This is a genomic window from Shinella sp. JR1-6, assembly GCF_004284735.1.
Classification (GTDB): Bacteria; Pseudomonadota; Alphaproteobacteria; order Rhizobiales; family Rhizobiaceae; genus Shinella.
Genome location: NZ_SHMI01000034.1, coordinates 21,855 through 47,791, shown reverse-complemented (window position 1 = coordinate 47,791; position 25,937 = coordinate 21,855). Strand labels below are relative to the sequence as shown.

The following is a 25,937-nucleotide window of genomic DNA, read 5'->3' as shown; positions in this document are numbered from 1 at the left end:
GTGCCTGTGCGGCACACAAGGGGGCCGGTCTGGCGGATGCGTCGGCATCGTCCGCCGGGATGAGACCGTCCGGAAGGCAAAACCTTCCGTCCGTGATTGCCATGGCGAGCGATGGCGGATGACAAAACGGAAACGGCCTCCTTCCGGAAACCGGCGAACACCATCCATCATCCCGGCTTTTGCAGAGAGACCGGAGTTGCGGGCAAAAACCGCTGAACGGGGCGCTGAAAGGCGCCATACACATACTTTCAGATGCGGCACCTTCCAGCGCCCCGTCCGATGCTCCTTGAAAAAACCACGGGCGGAAAACCGCCGCGTGGATGTCGGTGCAAAACAACGCCCGCGCCGCCGGATCCAGCAAACACGCCACGGCCTCTACGGGTGGGCAAGATCTCTCTTCCCACAACAAAACGGCCGGGCTCCTGCCCAGCCGCTCCATGCTCGTGAGACGCGTCTTTCAAACAGTCTTCAAGCCGCGTGGTGCTGCCCGAAATAGCCGCCCTGCCGCGTATCGAGGTCGCGCGTCTTGAAGTGGTCGATCTTCTGGTTGAGCACCTGGACGCGGTGGCGCAGGCCGTGGATCTCGGCCGTGTTCTCCTCCACCATCGCCGCGTTCTGCTGCGTGATGAGCTCGACCTGGTGCACGGCCTGGTTCACCTCGTTGATGCCGTCGTACTGGGCGGCCGCGGCCGACTCGATCTTGCCGACCAGCGCGTGGATCGAGGAGATATGCTCGTTGATGACCGTCAGCGCCTCGCCGGTCTCGGTGACGAGCGCGACGCCGTTGCGCACCTGTGCCGAACTGTCGGAGATCAGGCCCTTGATTTCACGGGCGGCACCGGCGCAACGCTGGGCAAGCTCGCGAACCTCCTGCGCGACGACGGCAAAGCCGCGACCCGCCTCGCCCGCCCGCGCCGCTTCGACGCCGGCATTGAGCGCCAGGAGGTTCGTCTGGAAGGCGATTTCGTCGATGACGCCGATGATCGTGCTGATCTTCTCCGACGACCGGTTGATCTCGCCCATGGCGTCCACGGCCTTGGCCACGACCTCACCGGAGCGCCGGGCATAGCTGTGCGTCTCGTCGACGGACACCGCAGTCTTCTGGGCGCTTTCGGCCGTCGAACGCACGATGTCGGTGAGCTGGCGCAGCGCCCGCGAGCTTTCCTCCAGCGCCGCCGCCTGCTGTTCGGTACGGCGGGCGAGATCGTCGGCGGAGGTGGCAAGGTTGCCCGTGCCGCCATTGATCTCCATCGTCGTCGCCCGCACGTCCGACAGGGTCACGCGCAGCGCCTCGACGGCGTTGTTGTAGGTGCGCGCCATCGCGACATATTCGGCGGCGAGCGCTTCCGTCATGCTTTCTTCGAGATTGCCGGCGGCCAGCTGGCCAAGCACGTCGGAAAGCGCGGTGAGCGCTTCGGTCTGCTCCGCCTCGATGCGGGCCTGTTCGCTGGCCCGGCGGGCCTGCTCCTCGGCCGTCGTCTGGCGCTGGGCCTCGGCCTCCTGCTCCAGCCGGACGTTTTCCCGCGCCGCATCGCGGAAGACGGCGACCGAGCGCACCATGTCGCCGATCTCGTCACCGCGGTTGCGGCCGTCGATGCTGATGTCGAGGTCGCCGCTCGCCAGCCGCGACATGGCTTCCGTCACCCGCTTCAGCGGGCCGCGCAGCGTTTCCACCAGCATCAGGCCGCCGATGATGGCGAGCAGCGTGCCGGCGACCATGGCGATGATCGAGACATTGGCCGAACGCTGGCTGTCCGTCTTGCCCGCCTCCTGGGCGCTGGAGACGAACTGTTCCAGTGTCTGGCTGGCATCGGCGACGGAGGCGTAGGCGGCGACGCGCGCGGCCTGCCATGTCTCGCCGACCGAGATGAGATCCTGGGTGCCCTGCTCGATCCTTGCAAGCGACGGGGCGAGCTTCTGCGCGAGATCGCGCAGGGCGGCGTTCTTCGTGCCAAGCTTGGCAAGTTCGGCGGCGCTGCCGGCAACGGCCTTCACATCCGCCAGCACGGCATCGCGGCTCGGCTGATCGAGCTTGCGGTGCAACTCGCTGATGTGCAGGCGCGTCTCGTCGATACCCTTGAACGTATCGCCCATCAGCGTGATCAGCGTCTTCAGGAGCACGATCTCCGCATCCATGCCGACGAAACGCTTCGCCGCCGTGTCGGAGTTCTTGCCGGCCTCCTTGAGGAAGTCGGCATCGAACTTGGCAAGCTTGGTCAGGACGGGCACGAACTTCGTCTTCTTGGCCTCCACGTCGTCGCTGCCGGCAAGGATGTCCTTGACCTTGGCGACCTCCGCCTCGAAGGGCTTGATCTGCTCCAGCGCCTTCGGCGAGGCGATCGCCTTGGATTCGGCGAGCTGCTTGAGGAGCTGCGGCAGGTAGGTCTCGGCCGCCTTGACCTTGTCCTCCGCCTTCATCGCCAGCGCGACGGGCTTGCGGAACTTGCCGATGCGCTCGGCAAGCCCCTGATAGGCCGCGGCGTCGAACAGCAGCGCCTTGGCAAAGGCTTCCTTCTCGCCCGATTCGTTGCGGATGACGCCGATCTGCTTTTCGGCGAAGGCACCGTCCTTGGCCATCGCCGCCAGCGCCTCTTCCAGACCCGCCGTCACGGCATTGCGCTCCTGGTCGATCGACCAGAGCGTTTCGCTCTGCCCGCGCATGGTGTCGGCCAGTGCCACGACGGACGCGATCTTCGTCTTCTCGGCCGCATCGGGCAGAAGGGCGTCGAGATCGTTGATGCCGGCCTCCTGTTCGTCGATGCGTTCACCGAGCGCCGTGCGCGTCGCCTCGCCCGGCTTGTCGACGAAGTCCTGCAATCCGGTGCGCAGGTTCTGGAAATGCGACAGGCTGTTGATCGTCTCGCGCGTCACCGTCATGTGACCGTTCAGCGTGCTCGCGGTGAAATAACCGACAAGGCCTATGCCGGCGATCAGCGCGACGAGAGGAATGACGAACAGCAGCACCTTGGTGACGATGCGGCGCTGCTGGAGCAGGCGGTCGATGAAGGACATGGGTTCCCCGACGTTTTTTTATGACGACCAAGATCCCGTCGGGTGTTCCTCAAAGCCGAAACGGCCGCTCAGGCTCGTTGTCGGAGCGCGGCCGGTATCCGATATCGGGGCATCGGCCGGCCTTGCATCAGGCGGCGCGCCCCCACCCGTCGCATCATGCGATCGCTCATTGGGATGACGCAACGATAGGTGGGGAAGCTTAATGAAATCCTTCGGTAAAGCGGCAGGAATTCAAGCCTTTGCGCCGGAATCATCATACTTTTCTGCCCGGATTTCGCGCAATTGCCGCTCGATGCGGCAACCACCCCGTTTGTTCCAACCGCCAGGGTGATGGAATGCGGTGGGCATTGTGCCTAAGAAGGAGAAAGACACGCCTGGAATCATCCGCATGACCGCCTCCGCCAACGCCAAGGGTGCCCTGTTCATGGCCATCGCCATGGTCGGCTTCACCTGCAACGACGCACTCGTCAAGTCCGTCACCGGCGGCATGAACACCGGCCAGATCCTTTTCGTGCGCGGCCTGATGACGACACTACTCGTCGTCGCCATCGCCCGCTGGATGGGCGCGCTCGGTTCCTGGAAGGTCGTGCTGCAGCCGGCTGTCGCCCTGCGCATCGCCGCCGAAATCCTCGCCTCGCTCGCCTATGTCTCGGCGCTCGGCGCCATGCCGCTTGCCAATACGGCCTCGATCCTCCAGGCCCTGCCGCTCGCCGTCACGCTCGGCGCAGCGCTGTTCCTCGGCGAAGCGGTCGGCTGGCGGCGGTGGCTGGCCATCGTCGCAGGCTTTGTCGGCGTGCTTATCGTCATCCGCCCCGGCCCGGAGGGTTTTTCGCTCGCGGCCGTCTATGTCATCGCCTCGGTTGTCGGCGCGGCGGCACGCGACCTCTGTACCCGGCGGATCGACCCGTCCGTGCCGACGCTCTTCATCAGCGTCATCACGGCGGTGTCGATCACCGTCACCGGCGCCGTGATGATCGTGCCGCTGGGCGGCTGGCAGCCGGTTTCCGGCGAGGCTTTCACCCGTCTTGCCGCAGCCAGCGTGCTGCTGCTCGTCGGCTACCAGACCATCGTCATCGCCATGCGTACCGGCGAGATCTCCTTCATCGCGCCCTTCCGCTATACGAGCCTCATCTGGGCGATCGCCATCGGCTTCCTGTTCTTCGGCGAAGTGCCGGATTTCTGGATGACCGTCGGCGTCCTCATCATCGTCGCCTCCGGCCTCTACACCTTCTATCGGGAGAACCGCCGACGGGACGCGGAGGCCGTGGCACAGGAATCGAAACCGGAATCCCCCTGACAGGCTTGCGCGCCGTCACTCCATCTGGTCGTTTGTGCCGCGGGTGCGCACGGTAAGGTGATTATGCCCGGCGGCAAAATGCTCTAGACGAAGACGGAAAGACCTTCCGATGGAAGCGAGATGACAGCAACGCATGCGATAGTGGGAGTGATCCTTGCCGGCGGCCTTTCCTCCCGCATGGGCCAGGACAAGGCGCGCATCCGCCTCGGCGGCACGGCTCTCATCGACCGTGCGGCGCGGCGCCTCCGGCCGCAGGTCTCGGCCATCGCCGTCAATGCCAATGGCCCGGTGCTCTTCGAACGCGGCGAGGAGCTGCCGGTCTTCGCCGACCTCGATGCCGCCCGCGCCGGACCGCTCGGCGGCGTGCTCGCCGCACTCGACTATGCGCGGCGTCATCATCCCGAGGCGAGCCATGTCGCCACCGTACCGACGGACAGCCCCTTCTTCCCGACCGATCTCGTCGCGCGCCTGTCGCGCGTCATCGACACGCCGGAGCGCATGGCGGTCGCCCGCTCCGTCAGCGGTCTCCACCCCGTCTTCGCCCTCTGGCCGGTGACGCTTGCCGAGGATCTCGGCGAATGGCTGGCCGGCGGCGGGGCGCTGCGCGTGCGCAGCTACCTCGAGCGCCACCAGGCCCGCGAAATCACCTTTCCGCTGCTCGAGACCTCGCGCGGCGAGTTCGATCCCTTCTTCAACATCAATACGCCCGACGATCTCGACGAGGCGGAAAACTGGCTCTGGGTGCTGGAACGATGACACGACCGAAGATCTTCGGGATTGCCGGATGGAAGAACTCCGGCAAGACCGGCCTTGCCGTGCGCCTGGTGAGCGAGCTCGTCGCCCGCGGCTACCGCGTCTCCACCATCAAGCACGCCCACCACGACTTCGACATCGACAAGGTCGGCGCCGACAGCTACCGCCACCGCCAGGCCGGCGCGCACGAGGTCACCATCGTTTCCGGCACGCGCTATGCCATCATGCACGAGCTGCGCGGCGCTCCTGAGCCGAGCTTCGAGGAAATCCTCGCGCGCCTTGCGCCCTGCGACCTCGTGCTGATCGAGGGGTACAAGCGCGAGCCGATCCCCAAGATCGAGGCCCGGCGGCTGGAGGCCGCCAACCGCATGCCGCTCGCCCCCGAAGACCCTCACATTGCCGCCATCGCCGCCGATCATCCCGTCACAGACACGGCCCTGCCCGTATTCGACCTCGACGACACCGCGACCATCGCCGATTTCGTGGTCACTGTGACCGGGTTGCCCGTTCCGCCCGCCGTTTGACAATTTTTGCCGCTGCCCTTAGATGCGTTGCCATGAGCACCGCACGCGCGCCCCTTGCCGAACGTCTCCGCAGCTGCCCGCAGGTCGCCGTTCTGCGCGCCAACGGCCGAGGTCTCCGCGTCCAGTCGTAATGACCGGATCGCTGCACGCGTCCGGCGACAGGCTGGACGTAAAGCCCCCCAACAGCTTCCTTCAACGATGCCAGGGAGACAGGCACCGTGCTCAATCTTTTTAACGTGAATGCGCTCGTCCACTGGGAAGAGCGCGACATCGAGCTGCGCGACCAGATGGTCCGCTTCTTCTCCGGCGAGGTGCGCAGCTTCCTGCGGTCCGTCAATCCCGCCTGGGACATGCGCCGCGTAGAGGCCCCCGTGCTGACGCCGCGGGCGCTGATATCCGACGCCTATTCCAATGCCGATATCTGGGTGCAGGAACGGCTGGCGTCCGGCGAGACCGAGCTGGTTCTGCGGCCGGAGACCACGCCGTCGACCTATGCCTACATGCAGCACCTCCTGGCGACCCATACCGGCACACGCCTGCCGCTCTGCGTCTGGCAGGCCGGCCGGTCGTACCGGCGCGAGCAGGATCAGGCGACGAAGCACATGCGGCTGAAGGAGTTCTGGCAGCTCGAATTCCAGTGTGCCTACTCGGCCGATACCGGCAACGACTATCATGCCGCAGCGCTCGAGCCGGTCCGCCGCATGATTGCCGCGCTCATCCATCTGCCGACGCGGATCGTGCCCTCGGACCGGCTGCCCGCCTATTCCGAGACCACCATGGATGTCGAGGTCGACAACGGCGACAAGTGGATGGAGGTCTGCTCGATCTCGCGGCGCACCGATTTCCCGATGCGTTATCGCACCCAGACGAGGAAGGGTGAAGTACACGAACACGAGGTCCGCGTGCTGGAAATCGCCATCGGCCTCGACCGCTGCGTCTACAACTGGTCGCTCGCCGCCGAACATGTCTGAAATGAAAAAGGCCGCGGAGGGATCCGCGGCCTTTCTCTGTTCGAGGCGTGGTCGATCACTCGGCCATCGCCACCGGCTTCACCAGCGGTGTGACGCGGCGGATGGTGACCCGGCGGTTGAGCTGTTCGGCGGCGTCCGTGTCGATCTTCAGGAAGCGCTCGCCATAGCCCTGCGTGGCAAGGTTTTCCGGCGGGATGTCGTAGACGTCTGTCAGGATGTTGGCGACGGCCTCGGCGCGCTCGTCCGAGAGCACCAGGTTCGATTCGTCCGAACCGACGGCATCCGTATGGCCCTCGATCAGGAAGGTCTCGCCGGGATCCTTATCGAGTATCTCGTTCATCGCCTCGGCCACCTTGCGCAGCGTGGACGCCTGGTTCATCGAGATGTCCGCTGACCCCGTCGCGAAGGTGATCGTATCGAGGTCGATGCGGCGCACCTTGTCACGGATACGAGCCGAGTACTTCACCTCGTCCAGCGTGTAGACACGCTCGACCGGCTCGACCGGCGGCCGCTCCAGGAAGTCGCGATAGTCGGCGCGGTCTTCGGCGGACGTGTCGATGATGTATTCATCGACCGGGATCGTCAGGCGCATCGGCGGCAGCCGCTCGCCGGGATCGACGAAGGTCGGCCGGCTGTCGCGGTCGATTTCCGGCGCATAGAACATCACATATTCCCGGCCGTCGCCGTCGATACGCGAACGCTGGATGATTTCGCCGTAGCGGTTACGGATGGTGACGACACGGTCGCCGTTCGGCCGCTCGATGACCTCGCGCACGCGGCCGTTCGGCAGGTCCTCGTAATAGGTTTCCGTGGCGCGGCGCGACAGGCGGCGGCCATCGTCGGACCGAACGATGATCCTGTCACCGAAATTGATCACGAAGCGGTCGTCGACCTCGCGCTCGACGCGCCAGCCGTCGCGATCCTCGTAGCGCGGCCGGCGGTCACGGCGCTCGCCGCGTTCACGGTCGCCCGATTCGTAGCGGATACGATCGCGGCCTTCCCATCCGACCTGCGCATCGCGGTCGGATTCGGGAACGCGCACGCGCACGTCGCGACGCTTCTCCTCGCGTTCGCGGCGCAATTCCTCGCGCGAACGGTCACGGCGGTTGTCCCAGTCCTTGTCGCTGTCGAGAACGGCAGCGCCGTCGATGAACGGCAGCTCGATCGTCTCGGTGGTGCGCGACGGGTCGCGGGCGATGCGCTCACGGTCCTTGTCGCGCTCGCGGCGCGGACGCCCCGCGGTCTCGTCCGGACGCTTGCGCTCCCGCTCGGCCTCGCGCTTGCGCTCCTCGCGGGTCTTTTCGCGCCCTTCCTGCTGCTGGTCCGTATCCGCCTCGCGCCGGCGGCGCTCTTCGCGCGCCTTCTGGCGATCCTGCTGCTGCTGGTCCTCGCTCTCGGCTTCACGCTGCTTCTTGCGGCGCTCCTCGCGGTTCTGCTGCTGCTCTTCCTGCTGGCGTTCGGCATCGCGCTGACGCTGGCGGCGTTCCTCGCGCGCCTTCTGGCGGTCCTGCTGCTGGTCCTCGCCCTCGGCCTCGCGCTGCTTCTTGCGGCGCTCCTCGCGGTTCTGCTGCTGTTCTTCCTGCTGGCGTTCGGCATCGCGCTGACGCTGACGGCGCTCTTCGCGCGCCTTCTGGCGATCCTGCTGCTGCTGGCCTTCGCCCTCGGCCTCACGCTGCTTCTTGCGGCGCTCCTCGCGGTTCGGCTGCTGCTCTTCCTGCTGCCGTTCGGCATCGCGCTGGCGCTGGCGGCGCTCTTCGCGCGCCTTCTGACGGTCCTGCTGCTGCTGACCTTCGCCCTCGGTCTCACGCTGCTTCTTGCGGCGTTCCTCGCGGTTCGGCTGCTGCTCTTCCTGCTGGCGTTCCGCGTCGCGCTGGCGCTGGCGGCGCTCCTCGCGGGAATTCTGCCCGCCCTCTTCCTGGCGGCGCTCCTCTTTGCGGCGCTCGCGGCGTTCCTCACCCTGACCGTCGGCATCGCGGTTGTTCCGCTCGCGGTTGCGCGGGCGCTCTTCACCGCCTCCCTGCTCCTCGCGATTGCGCTTCTTGCGGATGAGTTCCTCTTCCTCGGACTGCACCACCGTCACATCGGATTTTTCGACGAGCGGCAGCACCGGCCGCATCATGGCGGCCTCGACCGGCTGCCAGATAAACGACAGCGAAGCGATGGGCAGAGCCACCGTTGCCAGAAGTCTTGTTCTCTTAAGCATTGGCGTTTCCTCGTTTGCCAGCGTTCGGACGCTATTGCATCAGGGTTTGGGGCGAATTTGTGTTTCCGCGCAAGCCGCCCGCCGTCGATATCAGACGCTAATTCATGGCAGATGAATTCGCGCTGAATGCACGAGGACCGCCGGCGGCTGCCGGCGGTCCTTGCCTAAACGCATGAAGATACGATCAGTTCGCCCGCGCCATGGGGCGCACCAGCGTGGTGACGCGGCGGATGGTGACGCGGCGGTTCTGCTGTTCGGCGACCTGTGTCTTCACCTTCAGGAAGCGCTCGCCATAGCCCTGCGTCTGCAGGTTTTCCGGCGGAATGCCATAGACATCCGTCAGGAGGCTGGCGACCGATTCGGCCCGTTCGTCCGAAAGGACGAGGTTGGACTTGTCGGACCCCACGGCATCCGTATGGCCCTCGATCAGGAAGGTCTCGCCCGGATCCTTGTCCAGAACCTTCTGCATGGCCTCGGCGACGGACCGCAATGTGCGGGCCTGCGACATCGGCACGTCGGCGCTGCCGGTGGCGAAGGTGATCGTGTCGAGGTCGATACGGCGTACCTTGTCGCGCAGGCGGGCGGAATGTTTCACCTCGTCGATCGTGTAGACCCGCTCGACGCGCTCGACCGGCGGCTCGGCGAGGAAGTCGTAATAATCCCGGTCCGGGTTGCTCGACGTGTCGATGATGTAGTCGCTGACGGGAATGCGCAGGCGCATCGGCGGCAGCTCGTAACCGACGTCGACGAGGCCCGGCCGCGGCGAATCGTCCTCAAGCTCCGGCGCATAGACGAGAATGTATTCCCGCCCGTCCCGGCCGACGCGCGACCGCTGGATGATATCGCCGTAACGGTTGTAGATCGTCACGATCTCGACGCCGCCCGGACGCACGATCGTTTCGCGAACGCGGCCCCGGGCGAGGTTGTCGTAATAGACCTCCTCCGAATCACGCCGCAGGCGCGGGCGATCGTCACCGCGCACGATCAGCTGGTCGCCGACCTCCAGCACCGTGCGATTCTCGACGCGCTCGACGATCTTCACCTCGGTGACGCTGTTGTCGATCGTCGTGTTGTTGACGGTGTTGTTGTTGATGATCGTGTTGTTGATCACGGTGTTGTTGATGATGTTGGTCGTCTCCGGCACGGCGAAGTCGGGCGCCTCCTTCACGCGCTTGCCTTCTTCCTTGATCGCCGCCTCGATCCTGCCGGGCACGGCCTCGCGCACCTCTTCGGAGATCGTCGCCTGGGCAGCGTCGTCGGTTTCGGGGACCGGCACGTCCTCTTCCTGCGCGCGCAGTTCCTCGCGCTTCTTGCGACGCTGCTCGCGGCTCTCCTGGCCACCGGCATTGTCGGCGTCCTTGTCGCTGTCGAGCACAGCAGCCCCGTTTTCGACGGGCAGAACGACGGTCTCGTCGGTCTTGGCCGGATCCTCGGCGATTTCCTGTTTTTCCGCCTCGGTCATCGTGTCGACAACCTCGGGCACCGGCTCGGTTACCGGCGTCTCGCCGGTCTCGGCCGTGGCGGGCTGATCCGTGCCGGTATCCGCCGGGCTTTCCTCTCCGGCAACCGCCGGCTGCTCACCCTCGCCCACTGCCGGCTGCTCGCTTTCGCCGGCCGTCGTCTCCGACGTGCCGCCATCCTGCTGCTGCACGGGCTGTTCAGCCTGCTCCTCAGTGGCCGGCTTCTGTTCATCCAAAGCCTTCTGCTCTTCGGCGGCCTTCTGTTCGTCCGCCTGCCGCTGCGCCTCCGCCTCGGCGGCCGCCCGTTGCGCTTCGTCTTCAGCCGCCTTCTGATCGGCTGCGGCCTTCTCCGCGTCTTCGGCGGCCTTCTGTTCCTCGGCCTGGCGCTGCTCTTCTTCCGCAGCAGCGCGCTGCGCTTCGTCTTCAGCCGCCTTCTGCTCCGCCGCGGCCCTCTCGGCCTCTTCCGCGGCCTTCTGCTCTTCGGCCTGGCGCTGCTCCTCTTCCGCAGCAGCGCGCTGCGCTTCGTCTTCAGCCGCCTTCTGCTCCGCCGCGGCCCTCTCGGCCTCTTCGGCGGCCTTCTGTTCCTCGGCCTGGCGCTGCTCGGCTTCCGCGGCGGCACGCTGGGCTTCTTCCTCGGCCGCCTGCTGCTCGGCCGCGGCCCTCTCGGCCTCTTCAGCGGCCTTCTGTTCCTCGGCCTGGCGCTGCTGCTCGTCCTCGGCAGCGCGCTGTGCCTCGTCGTCCTGCTGCTGTTGCTGTTGCTGGAGCAGCAGTTCTTCTTCGCTCGGCTGGCTTTCGCCGGTGCTTTCCTGGGCAACCTCGAACGGCTTCATCAGGGCATCGGCCAGCGTCGGCGTCGCAATCAGCGCGGTCGACAGGACCGGCAGCGCCACGGTTGCAAAAAGTCTGGAGCGGAAAGTCATCGTTTTGTCCTCACGGTGTCCCGTCTTATTCTCAAGAGAGGGACGCCCGGCCCTTCCGGCCGTTTACGTCCCCGTCACAATCCTCCAAAGGTCTGGCATTCGCCGCCTTAACCCCGCCTGAACGGCGTCCGTTGCGACGCGAGATAGGCCGCGTGCGCAGCCCTGCCAGGGGGGCGCCATGAAATTGTCGGGGAAACCGGGCGGAAAGACGGCGCGAATCCAGTTGATTTTTTGGCGAAAACCGGTCGATTATCGGCGCCAAGCGGGCAGCCCTGCCCGCTTCAATTCGAGGCCCGGACAACAAGAAAAACCCGAGAGCCTTCAACAGAGAGGATCAATATGCGTATTTCCAAACGTTTCACGCTCGCAGCGTCCGCTGCATTCATCGCCCTCTTCGCGACCTCCGCGATGGCAGAAGGCGAGAAGATCGTGATCGGCACGGAAGGCGCCTACCCGCCCTTCAACAATCTCGAATCCGACGGCACGCTGACCGGCTTCGACGTCGATATCGCCAAGGCAATGTGTGAGGAAATGAAGGCCGAGTGCACCTTCGTCACGCAGGACTGGGACGGCATCATTCCGGCGCTCATCGCGAAGAAGTTCGACGCGATCATCGCCTCCATGTCGATCACCGCCGAGCGCAAGGAGCAGGTCGACTTCTCCAAGAAGTACTACAACACGCCGCCGGCGATCGTCGTCCCGAAGGATAGCGAGATCAAGGAAGCCACCCCGGAAGCGCTGGCCGGCAAGTCGCTCGGCGCCCAGGGCTCGACAACGCATTCCAACTATGCCGAAGCGCATATGAAGGATGCCGAGGTCAAGATGTACCCGACGGCCGACGAGTACAAGCTCGACATCGCCAATGGCCGCATCGACGCCGTCATCGACGACGTGGTGGTACTCTCCGAATGGCTGAAGACCGACGACGGCGCCTGCTGCAAGCTGCTCGGCACGCTGCCGGTCGACCCGGTCATCAACGGCGAAGGCGCCGGTGTTGCCGTGCGCAAGGGCGATACCGCGCTCGCCGACAAGTTCACGGCAGCGGTCGCGGCGATCCGCGCCAACGGCAAGTACCAGGAAATCAACGCCAAGTACTTCCCGTTCGACGTCTACGGCGATTGATCCGCAACACCTCTGTGTCATGCGGGTTTTTTCTGACCCCATCACCAGAATGCACGGGCGGGAGGGCTTGCTCTCCCGCTCCTTTTGTTTGAGAACTTGCACATAAGAAAAGACGGGTGCATCACGCGCCCGGACAACAAGCGCAAGGCGCATCGGGGGTTCTTCTGGCATGAGCGGGTTCTTCACCGCCATCGTCGAGGCGGTATCCGCATTTCTCGGGATCATCGATCCCCTCTGCGGGCCGATCGGCATCTTCACTCTTTTTGCCGGCGACACGCTGCTTGCCTGCGGCAATGCCGGATGGGGCGACGAGATCGCCTTCGGCTTCCTGGTGACGGCAAGCCTTGCTGTCGCCACCCTGCCCGTCGGCCTCGTCATGGGCTTCTTCATCGCGCTGGCAAAGCAGTCGGAAGAAAAGTCTCTGCGGATGTCGGCCAACATCTACACGACGCTCTTCCGCGGCCTGCCGGAGCTCCTGACGCTCTTCATCGTCTATTACGGCCTGCAGATCCTCGTGCAGAATCTGATGACCGCCGTCGGCTATGAGGGCGCGGTCGAGATCAACGCCTTCTTCGCCGGCATGATCGCACTCGGCGTCGTGTTCTCGGCCTATTGCTCGGAAGTGCTGCTGTCGGCCTTCAAGGCCATTCCGCGCGGCCAGTACGAGGCGGGCTACGCCCTCGGCCTGCACCATGGCCGCACCATGCGCCTCATCGTGCTGCCGCAGCTCATCCGCGTCGCCCTGCCCGGCCTCGGCAATCTCTGGATGGCGCTCCTGAAGGACACCGCGCTCGTCTCGGTCATCGGCCTGCCGGATATCCTGCGCCAGACGGGCGTCGCTGCCCGCGTGACGAAGGAAGCCTTCCAGTTCTACTCCATCGCCTGCCTGCTCTTCCTCGTCCTCGCCTTCCTCTCCTCGCTGGTCTTTTCGGCGATCGAAGGCTGGGCAAAACGTTCGGAGGTCGCCCGATGAGCGTCGTCACCACCCTCATCCCGCCGCAGGCCCCGCCGGAAGCCCCGCCGAAGCCATTCACCGCGGGCCGTTTCTTCGGCAACATCTTCATGGGCGTCTGGCTGGCGCTCACCGTCGGCGTCTTCCTGATGATCGTCAACGGCTGGGATCCCGACAAGTTCACGAAATACGGACCGAGCTACCTTTCGGGCCTTGGCGTCACGCTGCTGCTCGTCATCCTCTCCGTCGTGCTTGGCGGCCTCATTTCTCTGCCGCTCGCCTTCGCGCGCATGTCGAAGAACCCGGTCCTCTCGTGGATCGCCTACGGCTACGTCTATTTCTTCCGTGGCACGCCGCTGCTGACGCAGCTCTTCCTCGTCTATTACGGCCTCGGCAGCTTCTCCGCCGAATTGAAGGCCTGGGGCCTCTGGTGGTTCTTCCGCGACGCCTGGAATTGCGCGCTCCTGACCTTCACACTCAACACCGCCGCCTACCAGGCCGAAATCCTGCGCGGCGCCATCGAAAGCGTGCCGCGCGGCCAGCATGAGGGCGCCTCCGCGCTCGGCCTGCCGAAGCAGGTCGCCTTCTTCAAGGTCATCCTGCCGCAGGCGCTCATCGTCGCACTGCGCCCCTATGGCAACGAGATCATCCTGATGATCAAGGGGTCTGCCATCGTCGCCATCGTCACGGTCTTCGACCTGATGGGCGAGACCCGCCGTACCTTCTCGCGCACCTTCGATTACCAGGCCTATCTCTGGGCGGCGCTGCTCTATCTCCTGATGGTGGAGCTGCTGCGCAACCTCTGGGCCTGGCTGGAAACGCGTCTGACGCGCCACGTGAAGCGGTGACGCCTTTTGGCAGCGCTCACGGACGAGTGCTGCCAAATACCTGATTGCAAAGAAAAAATCCCGATACAGGCCAAACTTAAAGAGTTCATTAACCTCGCGGGCGCTCAATCATAAGGACCATCATTCACACGCAATGAGGTCCCTATGACGAACGACATGGCAATGCAGCTCAAGGGCTACGGCATGACCACGGCCCAGATCCTCTACCGCATGCCGGATCACCCCCAGCTTCTGCAGACCTATATCTGGCAGCACTACGATCTCGCCCCGGACTTCCCGGAGATGAAGGGCTTCCTGAAATTCTGGCAGGAAAAGCTGGACGGCCCCCTCCATTCCGTCCGCTACGTTCATCGCCGGCTGATCTCGGCGACGGAATGGCGGGCGCTGAAGGGCGAATTCGTCATCAACTGAGGCCCGGCCGTGATCAGACGTGCACGGATCCGTGCGCCAGCTCCGTGTCGGACATGTCCACCTTGAGCGAGAAATACAGGATCACGGCATAGAGCAGCAGCACGAAGGCGATCACCACGCTGCCGGGTACCGGCCCGAGCGCCGCATTGGCGACCACATGCTCGAAGGCAAGCGTCATGTCCTTGCCCGCCGTCGCCGGCCGCTGCATCATCGATGACGAGATCTTGAGCGCCCAGGCGAGCAGGAGGATCAGGTAGAGCCAGCAATAGTTGCGCCGCAGCCGCCGGCAGGCCGCATCGCGGTAGCTGATCAGGAACTCCGGCTTGCGCAGGCTCTTGGCGATGGGCGCCGCCCAGTCGAGATCGAGCGCGGCGCGCGGATTGAGGATTTCGGCAAAGTAGAACCGCTCGAGCTGGCGCACCCGTGCGCGGTAGACGTCGAAGAACCGGTAACGCCGCGCCTCGATCATCAACAGCAGCGAGACGAGCAGCATCGCAAAGAGCAGAACGCCGTGATGCGAGGTGGGCGTCGACAGCGAAACGGACAACAGTGCCGCCACCACCGTGATCGCCCAGTTCGAGGTGCGGTCGATGCGGTCGCGCCAGCCGGCCATGCGCCCGAGTTCGCCACGATAGTAGTGCACCATCGTGTTGATCGTCTCCATCGGCGTTGCCGGCAGCGCCGGGCTGCCGGTCCGCCTGGTCTCGGCAGCGGGCGAAAAGGGGGGCGTATCGGCGGGCATGTCATTCCTCCCAATGGTCTTTTTGGTTTTGGGAGGAGGATCATGCGCCTCTTTCAGCGATTGATAAATGCCTATTTGCAGGTGAATGGCGCCATTGCCAAAGCCTGGCCCGGGCCGTAAGAGACGCCTCCATGACCAAGATCGACGAAGATGCGCTCGCGGAAGCCTACAACCGCGCCCTTTCGCTGGAAAAATCCGGCGATTTCGATGCTGCCGCCAAGGCCTATGCCGAAGTGCTGGCGCTCGACCCGGAAGACCATGGCGGCGCCGCGGTGCGCCTTGCCTCGATGGGCCGCGGCGACACGCCGGAAAAGGCGCCCGACGCCTATGTCACCACGCTCTTCGACCAGCATGCCGAGGTCTTCGACAACGTGCTCGTCGACCAGCTCGGCTATTGCGTGCCGCTCACCGTGCGCCAGCGTTTCCAGGCCCTTGGCATGGGCCCGTTCAAGCGCGTGCTCGACCTCGGCTGCGGCACGGGTCTGACCGGCGGCGCGCTGCGCGACATGGCGGAAGACATCACCGGCATCGACCTGTCGGAAAACATGGTCGAGATCGCCCACGACAAGGATCTTTACGAGACGCTCTATGTCGCCGAGGCCGTCGACTTCCTCGACGACAATGACGACGAGCCCTTCGACCTCATCACCGCGACGGACGTGCTGCCCTATCTCGGCGCGCTCGAACCGCTGTTCTTCGGTGTGGCCGAAAACCTCGTGCCCGGCGGCCATTTCATCTTCTCCTCCGAAACGCTGCCCGAGGAGACCTTTGCCGGCCGCCCCTTCATGGTCGGTCCGCACCAGCGTTTCGCCCACGCCGCCGCCTATGTGCGCCAGCGCCTCGAAGAGACGGGCTTCGACATCGTCGAGATCACCGACATCACGGTACGCCTTGAAGAAGGCGAGCCGATCCCCGGCCATCTCGTGCTGGCGAAATACCGCGGCTGACGAGAAACACTTTCGCAAAAACCGATGATCCGCTACACCTCCTGCCAACGATTGCAGGAGGTTACAGCATGGCAAAGGTTGCATTCATCGGTCTCGGCGTCATGGGCTATCCCATGGCTGGGCACCTCAAGGTCAAGGGCGGCCATGAGGTCGCGGTCTACAACCGCACCTTCGCCAAGGCGGAAAAATGGGCGGCCGAATTCGGCGGCAAGGCGTTTCGCACGCCGGCGGAAGCGGCTGCCGATGCCGACTTCGTCTTCACCTGCGTCGGCAATGACGACGACCTGCGTTCCGTCACCATCGCCGAAGGCGGGGTTTTCGACGGCATGAAGCCCGGCGCCATCCTCATCGACAACACCACCGCCTCCGCGGAAGTCGCGCGCGAACTCGACGCCGCCGCGCGCCAAAAGGGTTTTGCCTTCGTCGACGCCCCCGTCTCCGGCGGCCAGGCCGGCGCGGAAAACGGCGTCCTGACCGTCATGTGCGGCGGCGAGAAGGATATCTTCGACAAGGCACGACCGATCATCGACGCCTATGCGCGCATGGTCGGCCTGATGGGCCCGGCCGGCGCCGGCCAGCTTGCCAAGATGGTCAACCAGATCTGCGTTGCCGGCGTCGTGCAGGGGCTCGCCGAGGGCATCCATTTCGGCAAGAAGGCCGGACTCGACATGGAGGCGGTCATCGACGTGATATCCAAGGGCGCGGCCGGCTCCTGGCAGATGGACAACCGCCACAAGACGATGATAGCCGGTAAATACGACCTCGGCTTCGCCATCGACTGGATGCGCAAGGACCTCGGCATCGTGTTGTCGGAAGCCCGCCTCAACGGCGCGAAACTGCCCGTCACCGCGCTGATCGACCAGTTCTACGGCGACGTGCAGGACATGGGTGGCAACCGCTGGGACACGTCCTCGCTGCTCGCGCGCCTCGAGAGGAACTAAGGTGGCGCTCCGCCGCGCCCTCTTCGCCCTGACCGCCGGAGCCGTGCTTGCCGCTCCGGCACAGGCGGACGATGCCGGCCGGCTGGCGCTCGCCACCGCCCTCAACGGCAAGATCGCCCGATGCTGGTCGGTGCCGGCGGACCTGCCGGACCATGTGCAGACGGTCCGCGTGACGTTCTCATTGACGGAGGCAGGCGAACTCATCGGCTCGCCGGCAATCGACGGCCCGGTCGGCGGCGATGCGGCGACAAAGGGGTTTGCCGCCAGCGCGGTGCGGGCGGTCGTGCGCTGCGCACCCTTTGCGGGGCTGGCGGAGCTTGCGCCCTACGATGCCTGGAAAACGGTCGTCGTAACCTTCAGGCGGCCGGATCTGTGAAAACCCGGCCGCAGCAGCGCAAGGCCGCCTATTCCTCGCCGCTCTTCTGATTGTCCACCATCATGTAGTCGAGCGGCAGCTCGGTCGTGTACTTGATCTGCTCCATCGCGAAGGCCGAGGAGACGTCGCGGATCTCGATGCGCGCGATCATGCGCTTGTAGAAGGCGTCGTAGGCGGCAATGTCGGGCACGACGACGCGCAGCAGGTAGTCGACCTCGCCGCTCATGCGGTAGAATTCCACCACTTCGGGGAATTCGACGATCACCTCGGAAAAGCGCTTCAGCCATTCCGTCGAATGGGCGTTGGTGCGGATCGACACGAAGACCGTGACCTTGGTGTTGATCTTGACCGGATCGAGCAGCGCGACGCGCTTGCGGATCACGCCGTCCTCTTCCATCTTCTGGATGCGCCGCCAGCAGGGCGTGGTCGAGAGCCCCACCTTCTTGGCGAGATCAGCCACGGCGAGCGTGGAATCTTCCTGCAAGAGGCGCAGGATTTTGCGGTCCAGACGGTCCATTGATTTCCCCTACGAAATTTAATTCCCTCATATACCGCGATGGCGACAAATTGAAAGAATTGCATTTCACTCCGTAAGGGTTTTCACCCGCTTTCGCAACTCGGGTAGAATTTCCGCCTCAAACCATGGGTTGCGCTTCAGCCAGCCGGTGTTGCGCCAGCTCGGATGCGGCAACGGCAGCACGGAAGGCCCCTCGTTGCGGTGAAGGTGCCGGCGCCAGTCGCGCACCGTCTCGGTCATGCTGGCGGCCTTCGCCGCACCCAGATGCCAGGCCTGCGCATATTGCCCGATCCCCAGCACCAGCTCGATCTGCGGCATGGCGGCAATCACCCGGGCGCGCCACAGCGGCGCGCATTCGCGGCGCGGCGGCAGATCGCTGCCGTGGGCGTCATAGCCGGGAAAACAGAAGCCCATCGGCACGATGGCGAAGTTCCGCGGATCGTAGAACCCGTCGCGCGTGACGCCAAGCCAGTCGCGCAGCCGGTCGCCGGAAGCGTCGTTGAACGGCAGGCCGCTCTCATGCACCCGAAGCCCCGGTGCCTGGCCGGCGATCAGGATGCGCGCGCTGTCGGAGAGGACGGCGACGGGCCGCGGCTCGTGCGGCAGCCGGTCTGCCGGTCCCTTTGCCGGCGTGTCGCGACAGACCCGACAGGCCGCGATCGCCGCACGAAGGGCGGCGATCTCTTCGGTCCCTGTCTCGTCCATCGACCGCCCCTCCTAGAGCCTTTCCCGCAATGGATCAGATCGACCAGCACGACGCCGATCCCGGAAAATTCAACGCGACGCCTACGCTGAAACCCTACCCTTCAACGACTTCGCTGATCTGCACGACGGGGGCGATGTCCGTATAATTGGCGACGTCCGCGGCGATCTCCGTACGGTGGGGACCCAATGCCTCCTGGAATGTCGCCAGATCCGGAGAGTAGACATGGCACGCCGCGACGAACCCCGGCGCGCTTCCAGGTTCGCGACCCGCAAGGCCCCTGTCGATCTCGTAGCGCAGGCAGGCATCGCCGAGCCGTTCCCGGAGCAGCGGCATATGGCGGGTGCGGTAGTAGTCGTGATCGAACTTCGAACCGCCATCGGCGGGATAGTAGACACTCATCTTGATCATGGTGGGCTCCTGCCTGAACGCCTTTCCGAGCGTCGGAGGGGCCTTTCTAGCGCACCGACTCGCAAAGCGCATCCAGATTTTGGCTGGAGCGGTTTGACGGGAGCAAAGCAGTTTTCGCCGTGCGTTTTGAAGCGGTTGCAGCAGGTCGCATACGGGCCGGCCATCAACCCGAGGCACACGGCGCGGCTTGCTCGGTAGCGGCGCTTCGATCACCTGGCACTCGAAATCCGTCGATCCGCAGCTCCCTTCAGGAAGCCTGACCAGAACATCGACCGCCAGCAGTCAATGAGTGCGCGACCTAAAGCCCGAACGCCCCCAGAATGCCGCCGAGCATACCCGGCTCCGCATCATGCGCATCCTCCTGCGGCCGGCCGTTCGTCTTGCGCCATAGCTGCGGCATGTCGAAATCGGCACCCCACAGGCCCTTGCGCTCGGCTCGCGCGAACTGCTCCTCGTCCTCATAGCCGCCATAGGCGACCGCCAGCCCCTCGCGCACCATGCGCGCTCCGAGATCACCCGCCGGGTTCTCGCAGCGCGCCAGCCAGCGATCGTACTTATCCGTGCCCTGCGTGCGGCAGGTGATGGGCCCGGCCCGCAGGAACTCCGCAAGCCGCGAGCGCGCGGCGACGCCGCAGCGCCAGTCCGCGCCGTCGCGCCGGCAGATCTGCGTCAGCTCCGGCGTGTCCATGCCGACGAGCCGGATGCGGTGGCCGTCGAGCGTCAGCGTATCACCGTCCGCCGCCCGCGCCGCACCGGTGAAGGTCTCGCCGCCCCCGCCGCCGACGCGCGCCACGATCAACGCCGTCAGCGCGAGGATCGCCATCGCCACACCGACATCGCGCGCCCGCCTGGAAAGCCCCATGGAGTCCCGTCCTTGCCCCGGCAGTTCCAGCAGAGCCGCGCGGGCGCCTGCAGGCGGAACTGCGTAAAATGAAAGAGATAGGGTGTTTTCGCGATTCGGAGAAAGGCGGAAATACCCCAGCGTCATGCCGCTACGTCACGATGGTGGCGCGCTGCCGGCAGGTTGTTCCGGAAAATGCCGGAATGGTTCGCAAATGGTTTATGCGCGGCAGCATCTTCTTAAGGATTCCCCCCTAGACTTCAATCCTGTCCGCAACAGTTGCAATCGTGATGAGTACCGGCGTCAGTACCTCGACCGACAAGATCATCGTCGACAAGTCGCGCAGCCATCGAAACAAGGCTGTCTCGCGGACCGTTCGCGCGACCCGGGAACGCCTGCAGACCGCCACCGGCATCGCGCCGGGCTTCGAGCGCGAGATGCTGCAGCTGCACATCGCCTCGGCCGCCCAGAATGCGCTCGCCGTACCCGTCGTGGTCGTGCTGATTGCCGCCGTCGGCGTCTATCTCACGCAGGAGATCGGCCTTCTCGCCTGGGCGATCCTTGCGCTCAGCGTGCATGCACTCGGCATGATCGTCGCCCGCCGGGCGCACAAACAGGAAATCACCGCCGACAACACCCGCCGCTGGCAGCGCATCTTCCTCGCCGCGCAGGTCGCGATGGGCCTTGCCTGGGCTGCCTTCTCCCTGCAGACCTGCGGCCCCTGCGGCAACGCCACCTTCGATTTCTACAAGGGCTCCGCCCTGCTCGTCGCGCTCGCCGTCACGGCCATCAGCACGCTGATGCTGCGCCATGCCGTGCTCTATGCCTTCCTGCCCACGGTCGTCGCGCTCTCCATCTCCGCCCTGCTGCGCCCCAATCCGGCGACGTTCGGCATGGTGACGATCATCTCCGCCGCGCTGATCTTCCTCATCTTCATGACGAACCGCCTGCGCCACACCAGCGCGCAGCTGCTCTCCTCCCAATCGGAAAAGGACGACCTGATCGCCGAACTGGAAGTGGCCAAGTCCATGTCGGACGAGGCCCGCCGGCGCGCCGAAGAGGCAAACCTCGCCAAATCCCGCTTCCTCGCCTCCATGTCGCACGAGCTGCGCACGCCGCTCAACGCCATCCTCGGCTTCTCCGAGGTGATGTCGACGGAGGTGCTCGGGCCGCTCAACAACCCCGTCTACAAGGAATACACCTCCGATATTCACCGCTCCGGCCAGCACCTGCTCAACCTCATCAACGAGATTCTCGATCTTTCGCGCATCGAGGCGGGCAAGTACGACCTGTCGGAGGACAGCGTGCATCTCGTCGATATCGCCGAGGATTGCATCGGCATGGTGCAGCTGCGGGCGCGGGCGAAGAACATCACCATTTCCGAGCAGGTCGAAGGCGACATGCCGGCCGTCTGGGCAGACGAGAAGGCACTGCGCCAGGTCGTCCTGAACCTCCTGTCGAATGCCGTGAAATTCACGCCCCAGGGCGGTGAGATCTTCGTCAAGGCCGGCTGGACCGCCGGCGGCGGACAGTACATCTCGATCCGCGACAACGGCCCCGGCATCCCGGAGGAGGAAATCCCCGTCGTGCTCTCCGCCTTCGGCCAGGGCTCCATCGCCATCAAGAGCGCCGAGCAAGGCACCGGCCTCGGCCTGCCGATCGTCCAGGCGATCCTCGCCAAGCACAATGGCGAGTTCATCCTGAAATCCAAGCTGCGCGAAGGCACCGAGGCCATCGCCATCCTGCCGGCCAAGCGTGTGCTGCAAAGCCTGCCCGCCGTCACCGAGACCCAGGCCGTCGCCCCGCGCAGGAAAAGTTTTGCCTGAAACGTTTGCCGTCCGGGTCCTCGGGTCGGGCCCGAAACCGTTCAGATGAACTTCGACGCCACCACATAGCCGGCATAGACGGCGTTGGCGATGATCAGGCAGAAGACGGCGAAGGAACCGAGGTCCTTCGAGTGTTTGCCCATCTCGGAAATCTCCGGCGAGACACGGTCGACGATCTCCTCGATCGCCGTGTTGAGCGCCTCGAAGGCGATCATCAGGAGGAAGAGGATCGCCATGGCGACGTACTGGAAGAAGGATGCGCCGACGAGGGTGAAGAGCACCATGGCGACGCCGAAGGCGATCAGCTCGTGGCGGAAGGCGGATTCGCCGAGCAGGCGGCGCGCGCCGGCGGCTGAATAGGTCGCTGCCGCAAACAGGTGGCTGATGCCCGTCTTCTTCTCGATTGGTCCCTGACCCATTCCCGCAATCCCGTTTTCGCCGCTCTCATGAAACACGCCCGCATGACGGGCGTGTTTCGCGCTCTCAATCCATGCCATTGAGGCTTTTTGCCGGCCGCTCGTTAGGTGCGGTTGCTGACGCCCGCCTGAACGAAGGTCGCCATGCCGGAATGGCAGGCCGCCGCCGCCTTGACGATGCCGGCGGCAAGCGCCGCCCCCGTGCCCTCGCCGAGCCGCATGCCGAGCGCGAGCAGTGGCGTCTTGCCGAGCTTCTCGATCGATTTGAGGTGCCCCGGTTCGGCCGAGACATGGCCGATCAGGCAGTGGTCGAGTGCGGCCGGATTGGCCGCGCGCAGGATAGCGCCCGCCGCCGTCGCCACATAGCCGTCGAGGATGACGGGAATCTTCTGCATGCGGGCAGCGAGGATCGCGCCGGCCATGGCGGCGATCTCGCGGCCGCCGAGGCGGCGCAGCACCTCCAGCGGATCGGAAAGATGCGCCCGGTGCAGCTCGACGGCCTTCTTCACCGCCGCCACCTTGCGCTGAAGGACCTCGCCTTCCGAGCCGGTGCCGGGCCCGACCCATTCCTCCGCCGTGCCGCCATAGAGCGCCAGGTTGATCGCCGCGGCGATCGTCGTGTTGCCGATGCCCATCTCGCCGATGCACAGGAGATCCGTGCCGCCGGCAACCGCCTCCATGCCGAAGGCCATGGTGGCCGCGCAATCGCGCTCGGACAGTGCCGCCTCCTGCGTGATGTCGGCGGTCGGATAGTCGAGCGCCAGGTCAAAGACCTTCAGGCCGAGATCGTGCGTCACGCAGATCTGGTTGATCGCCGCGCCGCCAGCCGCAAAGTTCTCCACCATCTGCGCGGTGACGGAGGACGGATAGGGCGTGATGCCCTGCTGGGTGACGCCGTGGTTGCCGGCGAAGATGGCGACCAGCGGCCGCGTCACGGCCGGCAGCCGGCCGGTCCAGGCGGCGAGCCAGAAGGCGATCTCCTCCAGCCGGCCAAGCGCGCCCGGCGGCTTGGTGAGCTGCTTGTCGCGTTCGCGCGCCGCCACCAGCGCAGCCGAATCGGGGCCGGGCAGGTTGCGCAGCAATTCACGAAAATCATCGAACGGCAGGCCGCTGGCACTCATCTTGGGGAATTCCTTAAGTTTCGGCTTTCAAAGGCGTGTGTTTGGTGTCTCCTAATAGAGGCAGGGCGCGAATCCGACAACCGCATTTGCGGCGGCCTTCGTCGCCCTTTCGTCACAGGGCGATCGGATAGGATGGCGCGGTTTGCAAAAAGCCCCTCACCTGCCTGCCGGCATCCGCTCCCAGCAAGCGGGGCGAGGAAGGAAAACCTCACCGTTTTCCCCTTCTCCCCGTTTGCGGGGAGAAGGTCCGGCAGGGGGATGAGGGGTGCGACACAAGCCGAACCGCCTTCGGAAAGGACCAGACTTGGCCATTCAGGACTATATCGACGACACCGCCCGCTCGGTCGCCTTCCTTTCGCGCGTGCCGGTGCCGCAGCGTCATTTCATCGGCCATGACGGACGGTTGTCGCGCGCCGTACGCGCCTTCCCGCTGGCCGGCGTGCTGATCGTGCTGCCCGCCGCCGCCCTCGCCGCTCTGCTGTCTGCGCTCTCCGCACCGCCGCTGCTCATCGCCTTCGCCACGCTCGCCGTACAGGCCCTCCTCACCGGCGCCCTGCACGAGGACGGGCTTTCCGACAGCGCCGACGGCATCGGCGGCGGGCGGGACCGGGAGAGCGCGCTCGCCATTATGAAGGATAGCCGCATCGGCTCTTACGGTGCGGTCGCGCTCATCCTCTCCTTCGGGCTGCGGGCCGCGGCCATCGCGACCCTTGCCGCCGTCCTCACACCGTCCAGGCTCGGCATGGTGCTGCTCGCCGCCGCCGCCGCCAGCCGCACCGCGATGGTCTGGCACTGGTCGCTGCTGCCGCCCGCCCGGCGCGACGGTGTCGCAGCCTCGGTCGGCGAGCCGGACAGCGGCGCGACGATCGGCGCACTCGCAAGCGGCATCCTCCTTGCCGCCGCGCTCCTGCTGCCGCATGGCAGCGTGCTGTCCTTCGTGCTCGCACTCCTCCTCGCCGTGGTCGCCATCCTCGCCTTCAACCGTGCCGCGCTCGGCAAGATCGGCGGCCACACGGGCGATACGATCGGCGCCACGCAGCAGCTCGCGGAAATGTCAGTGCTCTTCGCCCTTGCCTTGACGCTCTGAGCTGCCGATATAGGAAAAACAATTTTCGGGAGCCGCGATGGAATCGCCCTGTATCCTCGTCTGTTCGATCGACATGGTGACCGGCTACTGCTTCGGTTGCGGTCGCACGCGCGATGAAATCGGCGCCTGGACGCTCTATTCGTCAGACCAGCGCCGCGCCATCATGGCCGAGCTACCCGCTCGCCTTGCCACCGTCGAACGCAAACCGCGGCGCGAGACCCGCCGCACCCGCATGGCCCGGGAGCGCGGCGAAGCATGAGGCTGTACATCCTTCTCGGCATCCTCGCCATCGGCCTCGGCGCCCTGATCCTCAACCACGACAGCGGCCGCACCATGGGCATGGACAACAACGATTTCGGCCGTCTCGTCACGCTGTCGGCGATCGCCACCATGATGGCGGCCGGCGTGCTCGCCGGGCGACGGCAATGGGGCGAAAGCATACGTCAGGCCGGAATCTGGCTGGTGATCATCCTCGTGCTCGCCACCGGCTATCTCTATCGCTTCGACCTGCAAGAGGTCGGCAACCGCCTGACCGCCGGCCTCATTCCCGGCCGTGCCGTGGTGACGACCAGCGCCAGCGGCGAACAGATCCTCGTCATCCACAAGGGCGTGTCCGGCCACTACGAGGCCGAGGTAACAATCGACGGCACACCGCTGCGCATGCTGGTCGATACCGGCGCCAGCTCCGTCGTGCTGTCCTACGAGGACGCCATGCGCCTCGGCATCAACCCGGACAACCTCGTCTTCTCCATCGACGTGTCCACTGCCAACGGCCGGGCGCTCGCCGCTCCCGTCACGCTGCGCCAGGTCGCCATCGGCCCCATCCTGCGCGGCACCATCCGCGGCATGGTCACCGAACAGGGCCGGCTGGAACAGAGCCTGCTCGGCATGAGCTTCCTCGAAACGCTCGGCTCGATCGAGATCACGCGCGACGAATTGCGGCTGAAGGATTGAGGCAGCGCGCCCGCCCGTTGCAGGCGCTCGCAGAGAAAACCGCTATCGCATATACAGGGGCCCGCGACGGCACGCGAACGACACGGAAAAGGAGACGGCATGAGCCCGAAACCCACCGGCCACGTTCTTGGCAATGACCTCGTTCTCACGCGGACGTTCCGCGCGCCCATCGGCGATGTCTGGGCGAGCGTGACGAAATCAGAGCGCACCGCCCTCTGGTTCGGCCGATGGGAAGGCGATGTCGGCCCCGGCAAGACCGTGCGGCTGCAACTCACCCACGAAAAGGACCAGCCGTGGTCGGATGTCGTGATCGAAGAATGCGAAGCGCCGCACCGGCTGGTCGTCGCCATGAAGGATGACTACGGCGACTGGCGCATCGCGCTGACATTGACGCAGACGGACGACACGACCGAGCTGCGTTTCGTGCAGCCGCTCAGCGACCGGAAGCTTGCCGGCGATGTCGGGCCGGGCTGGGAGTATTACCTCGACATGCTGGTCGCATCGCGCGAGGGCAAGGCGCTGCCGTCCTTCGCGGATTACTACCCGTCGCAGAAGGCCTACTATCTCGACGGCGCGTGACCG

General features: G+C 65.3%; 26 protein-coding genes. 16 read left to right on the top strand and 10 right to left on the bottom strand.

What is annotated here, in order from left to right; translation table 11 throughout:
* Positions 1-468: 468 nt before the first annotated feature.
* Entirely contained in the window at positions 469-3,012 is a 2,544-nt protein-coding gene (locus EXZ48_RS30555) for a methyl-accepting chemotaxis protein (protein WP_130520741.1), read from the bottom strand.
* A 388-nt stretch (positions 3,013-3,400) separates the two neighbouring features.
* Here EXZ48_RS30555 and EXZ48_RS30550 point away from each other — a divergent pair, with 388 nt between their 5' ends.
* The 4 genes from EXZ48_RS30550 (at position 3,401) to EXZ48_RS30535 (ending at position 6,557) form a co-directional block, all read left to right on the top strand.
* Complete coding sequence (locus EXZ48_RS30550) at positions 3,401-4,309, top strand: DMT family transporter (protein ID WP_130520739.1); 909 nt, start codon at positions 3,401-3,403, stop codon at positions 4,307-4,309.
* Positions 4,310-4,429: 120 nt separating this feature from the next.
* On the top strand, positions 4,430-5,065 hold the full coding sequence (gene mobA, locus EXZ48_RS30545; protein ID WP_023516027.1) for a molybdenum cofactor guanylyltransferase MobA: 636 nt from the start codon (positions 4,430-4,432) through the stop codon (positions 5,063-5,065).
* The gene (gene mobB / locus EXZ48_RS30540; RefSeq protein WP_050743231.1) at positions 5,062-5,586 is read left to right on the top strand and encodes a molybdopterin-guanine dinucleotide biosynthesis protein B; all 525 of its coding nucleotides are present in this window, start codon (positions 5,062-5,064) and stop codon (positions 5,584-5,586) included. Before mobA ends, mobB begins: the two co-directional genes overlap by 4 nt.
* 218 nt (positions 5,587-5,804) lie before the next feature.
* A complete protein-coding gene (locus tag EXZ48_RS30535) occupies positions 5,805-6,557 on the top strand; it encodes an aminoacyl--tRNA ligase-related protein (protein WP_130520737.1) in 753 nt (250 codons plus the stop codon).
* Between the two features lie 55 nt (positions 6,558-6,612).
* Here the strand turns inward: EXZ48_RS30535 and EXZ48_RS35320 are convergent, their stop codons facing one another.
* On the bottom strand, positions 6,613-8,760 hold the full coding sequence (locus tag EXZ48_RS35320) for an OmpA family protein (protein WP_130520735.1): 2,148 nt from the start codon (positions 8,758-8,760) through the stop codon (positions 6,613-6,615).
* A 184-nt stretch (positions 8,761-8,944) separates the two neighbouring features.
* On the bottom strand, positions 8,945-11,140 hold the full coding sequence (locus EXZ48_RS30525) for an OmpA family protein (protein ID WP_130520733.1): 2,196 nt from the start codon (positions 11,138-11,140) through the stop codon (positions 8,945-8,947).
* A gap of 339 nt (positions 11,141-11,479) precedes the next feature.
* Here EXZ48_RS30525 and EXZ48_RS30520 point away from each other — a divergent pair, with 339 nt between their 5' ends.
* The 4 genes from EXZ48_RS30520 (at position 11,480) to EXZ48_RS30505 (ending at position 14,473) form a co-directional block, all read left to right on the top strand.
* The gene (locus EXZ48_RS30520; RefSeq protein WP_130520731.1) at positions 11,480-12,262 is read left to right on the top strand and encodes an ABC transporter substrate-binding protein; all 783 of its coding nucleotides are present in this window, start codon (positions 11,480-11,482) and stop codon (positions 12,260-12,262) included.
* A gap of 169 nt (positions 12,263-12,431) precedes the next feature.
* Positions 12,432-13,235: an ABC transporter permease gene (locus tag EXZ48_RS30515; protein WP_023516004.1), complete on the top strand. Its 804-nt coding sequence runs from the start codon at positions 12,432-12,434 to the stop codon at positions 13,233-13,235.
* Positions 13,232-14,062: an ABC transporter permease gene (locus EXZ48_RS30510; protein ID WP_130520730.1), complete on the top strand. Its 831-nt coding sequence runs from the start codon at positions 13,232-13,234 to the stop codon at positions 14,060-14,062. The genes EXZ48_RS30515 and EXZ48_RS30510 overlap by 4 nt, the downstream gene beginning before the upstream one ends.
* 144 nt (positions 14,063-14,206) lie before the next feature.
* Positions 14,207-14,473: an usg protein gene (locus EXZ48_RS30505; protein ID WP_024270141.1), complete on the top strand. Its 267-nt coding sequence runs from the start codon at positions 14,207-14,209 to the stop codon at positions 14,471-14,473.
* A 13-nt stretch (positions 14,474-14,486) separates the two neighbouring features.
* Here the strand turns inward: EXZ48_RS30505 and EXZ48_RS30500 are convergent, their stop codons facing one another.
* Positions 14,487-15,215 carry a DUF2270 domain-containing protein gene (locus EXZ48_RS30500; protein WP_023516750.1) on the bottom strand — a complete coding sequence of 243 codons (729 nt, stop codon included), beginning with the start codon at positions 15,213-15,215 and terminating at the stop codon, positions 14,487-14,489.
* A gap of 131 nt (positions 15,216-15,346) precedes the next feature.
* On the opposite strand from EXZ48_RS30500, the gene EXZ48_RS30495 reads away from it, so the two are divergent.
* From EXZ48_RS30495 to EXZ48_RS30485, 3 genes are read left to right on the top strand one after another with little or no spacing between them, the layout of a single operon-like run.
* A complete protein-coding gene (locus tag EXZ48_RS30495; RefSeq protein WP_130520728.1) occupies positions 15,347-16,162 on the top strand; it encodes a class I SAM-dependent methyltransferase in 816 nt (271 codons plus the stop codon).
* A 50-nt stretch (positions 16,163-16,212) separates the two neighbouring features.
* On the top strand, positions 16,213-17,103 hold the full coding sequence (locus EXZ48_RS30490; protein WP_256370933.1) for an NAD(P)-dependent oxidoreductase: 891 nt from the start codon (positions 16,213-16,215) through the stop codon (positions 17,101-17,103).
* 1 nt (position 17,104) lies between these two features.
* The gene (locus EXZ48_RS30485; RefSeq protein ID WP_130520724.1) at positions 17,105-17,479 is read left to right on the top strand and encodes a hypothetical protein; all 375 of its coding nucleotides are present in this window, start codon (positions 17,105-17,107) and stop codon (positions 17,477-17,479) included.
* Positions 17,480-17,507: 28 nt separating this feature from the next.
* On the opposite strand, the gene EXZ48_RS30480 is transcribed toward EXZ48_RS30485, so the two are convergent.
* The 4 genes from EXZ48_RS30480 to EXZ48_RS30465 form a co-directional block, all read right to left on the bottom strand.
* On the bottom strand, positions 17,508-17,996 hold the full coding sequence (locus EXZ48_RS30480) for an Lrp/AsnC family transcriptional regulator (protein WP_024270142.1): 489 nt from the start codon (positions 17,994-17,996) through the stop codon (positions 17,508-17,510).
* Positions 17,997-18,062: 66 nt separating this feature from the next.
* Positions 18,063-18,701, bottom strand: a complete 639-nt coding sequence (locus EXZ48_RS30475) for a uracil-DNA glycosylase family protein (protein WP_023512829.1) — start codon at positions 18,699-18,701, stop codon at positions 18,063-18,065.
* Positions 18,702-18,795: 94 nt separating this feature from the next.
* Entirely contained in the window at positions 18,796-19,110 is a 315-nt protein-coding gene (locus EXZ48_RS30470; protein ID WP_023512828.1) for an EthD family reductase, read from the bottom strand.
* Between the two features lie 298 nt (positions 19,111-19,408).
* On the bottom strand, positions 19,409-19,972 hold the full coding sequence (locus EXZ48_RS30465; protein WP_023512827.1) for a thermonuclease family protein: 564 nt from the start codon (positions 19,970-19,972) through the stop codon (positions 19,409-19,411).
* 269 nt (positions 19,973-20,241) lie between these two features.
* Here EXZ48_RS30465 and EXZ48_RS30460 point away from each other — a divergent pair, with 269 nt between their 5' ends.
* The gene (locus tag EXZ48_RS30460) at positions 20,242-21,777 is read left to right on the top strand and encodes a HAMP domain-containing sensor histidine kinase (protein ID WP_023512826.1); all 1,536 of its coding nucleotides are present in this window, start codon (positions 20,242-20,244) and stop codon (positions 21,775-21,777) included.
* A 41-nt stretch (positions 21,778-21,818) separates the two neighbouring features.
* Here the strand turns inward: EXZ48_RS30460 and EXZ48_RS30455 are convergent, their stop codons facing one another.
* On the bottom strand, positions 21,819-22,196 hold the full coding sequence (locus EXZ48_RS30455; protein ID WP_023512825.1) for a diacylglycerol kinase: 378 nt from the start codon (positions 22,194-22,196) through the stop codon (positions 21,819-21,821).
* A gap of 101 nt (positions 22,197-22,297) precedes the next feature.
* The gene (cobT, locus tag EXZ48_RS30450; protein ID WP_130520722.1) at positions 22,298-23,314 is read right to left on the bottom strand and encodes a nicotinate-nucleotide--dimethylbenzimidazole phosphoribosyltransferase; all 1,017 of its coding nucleotides are present in this window, start codon (positions 23,312-23,314) and stop codon (positions 22,298-22,300) included.
* 304 nt (positions 23,315-23,618) lie between these two features.
* On the opposite strand from cobT, the gene EXZ48_RS30445 reads away from it, so the two are divergent.
* From EXZ48_RS30445 to EXZ48_RS30430, 4 genes are all read left to right on the top strand, one after another.
* Positions 23,619-24,401, top strand: coding sequence for an adenosylcobinamide-GDP ribazoletransferase (locus EXZ48_RS30445; RefSeq protein WP_130520720.1), 783 nt, complete (start codon positions 23,619-23,621; stop codon positions 24,399-24,401).
* A gap of 37 nt (positions 24,402-24,438) precedes the next feature.
* The gene (locus EXZ48_RS30440; RefSeq protein ID WP_023513218.1) at positions 24,439-24,660 is read left to right on the top strand and encodes a DUF1289 domain-containing protein; all 222 of its coding nucleotides are present in this window, start codon (positions 24,439-24,441) and stop codon (positions 24,658-24,660) included.
* Positions 24,657-25,355, top strand: a complete 699-nt coding sequence (locus EXZ48_RS30435; RefSeq protein WP_023513217.1) for a TIGR02281 family clan AA aspartic protease — start codon at positions 24,657-24,659, stop codon at positions 25,353-25,355. Before EXZ48_RS30440 ends, EXZ48_RS30435 begins: the two co-directional genes overlap by 4 nt.
* A 99-nt stretch (positions 25,356-25,454) precedes the next feature.
* Complete coding sequence (locus EXZ48_RS30430) at positions 25,455-25,934, top strand: SRPBCC domain-containing protein (RefSeq protein WP_130520718.1); 480 nt, start codon at positions 25,455-25,457, stop codon at positions 25,932-25,934.
* Positions 25,935-25,937 lie beyond the last annotated feature (3 nt).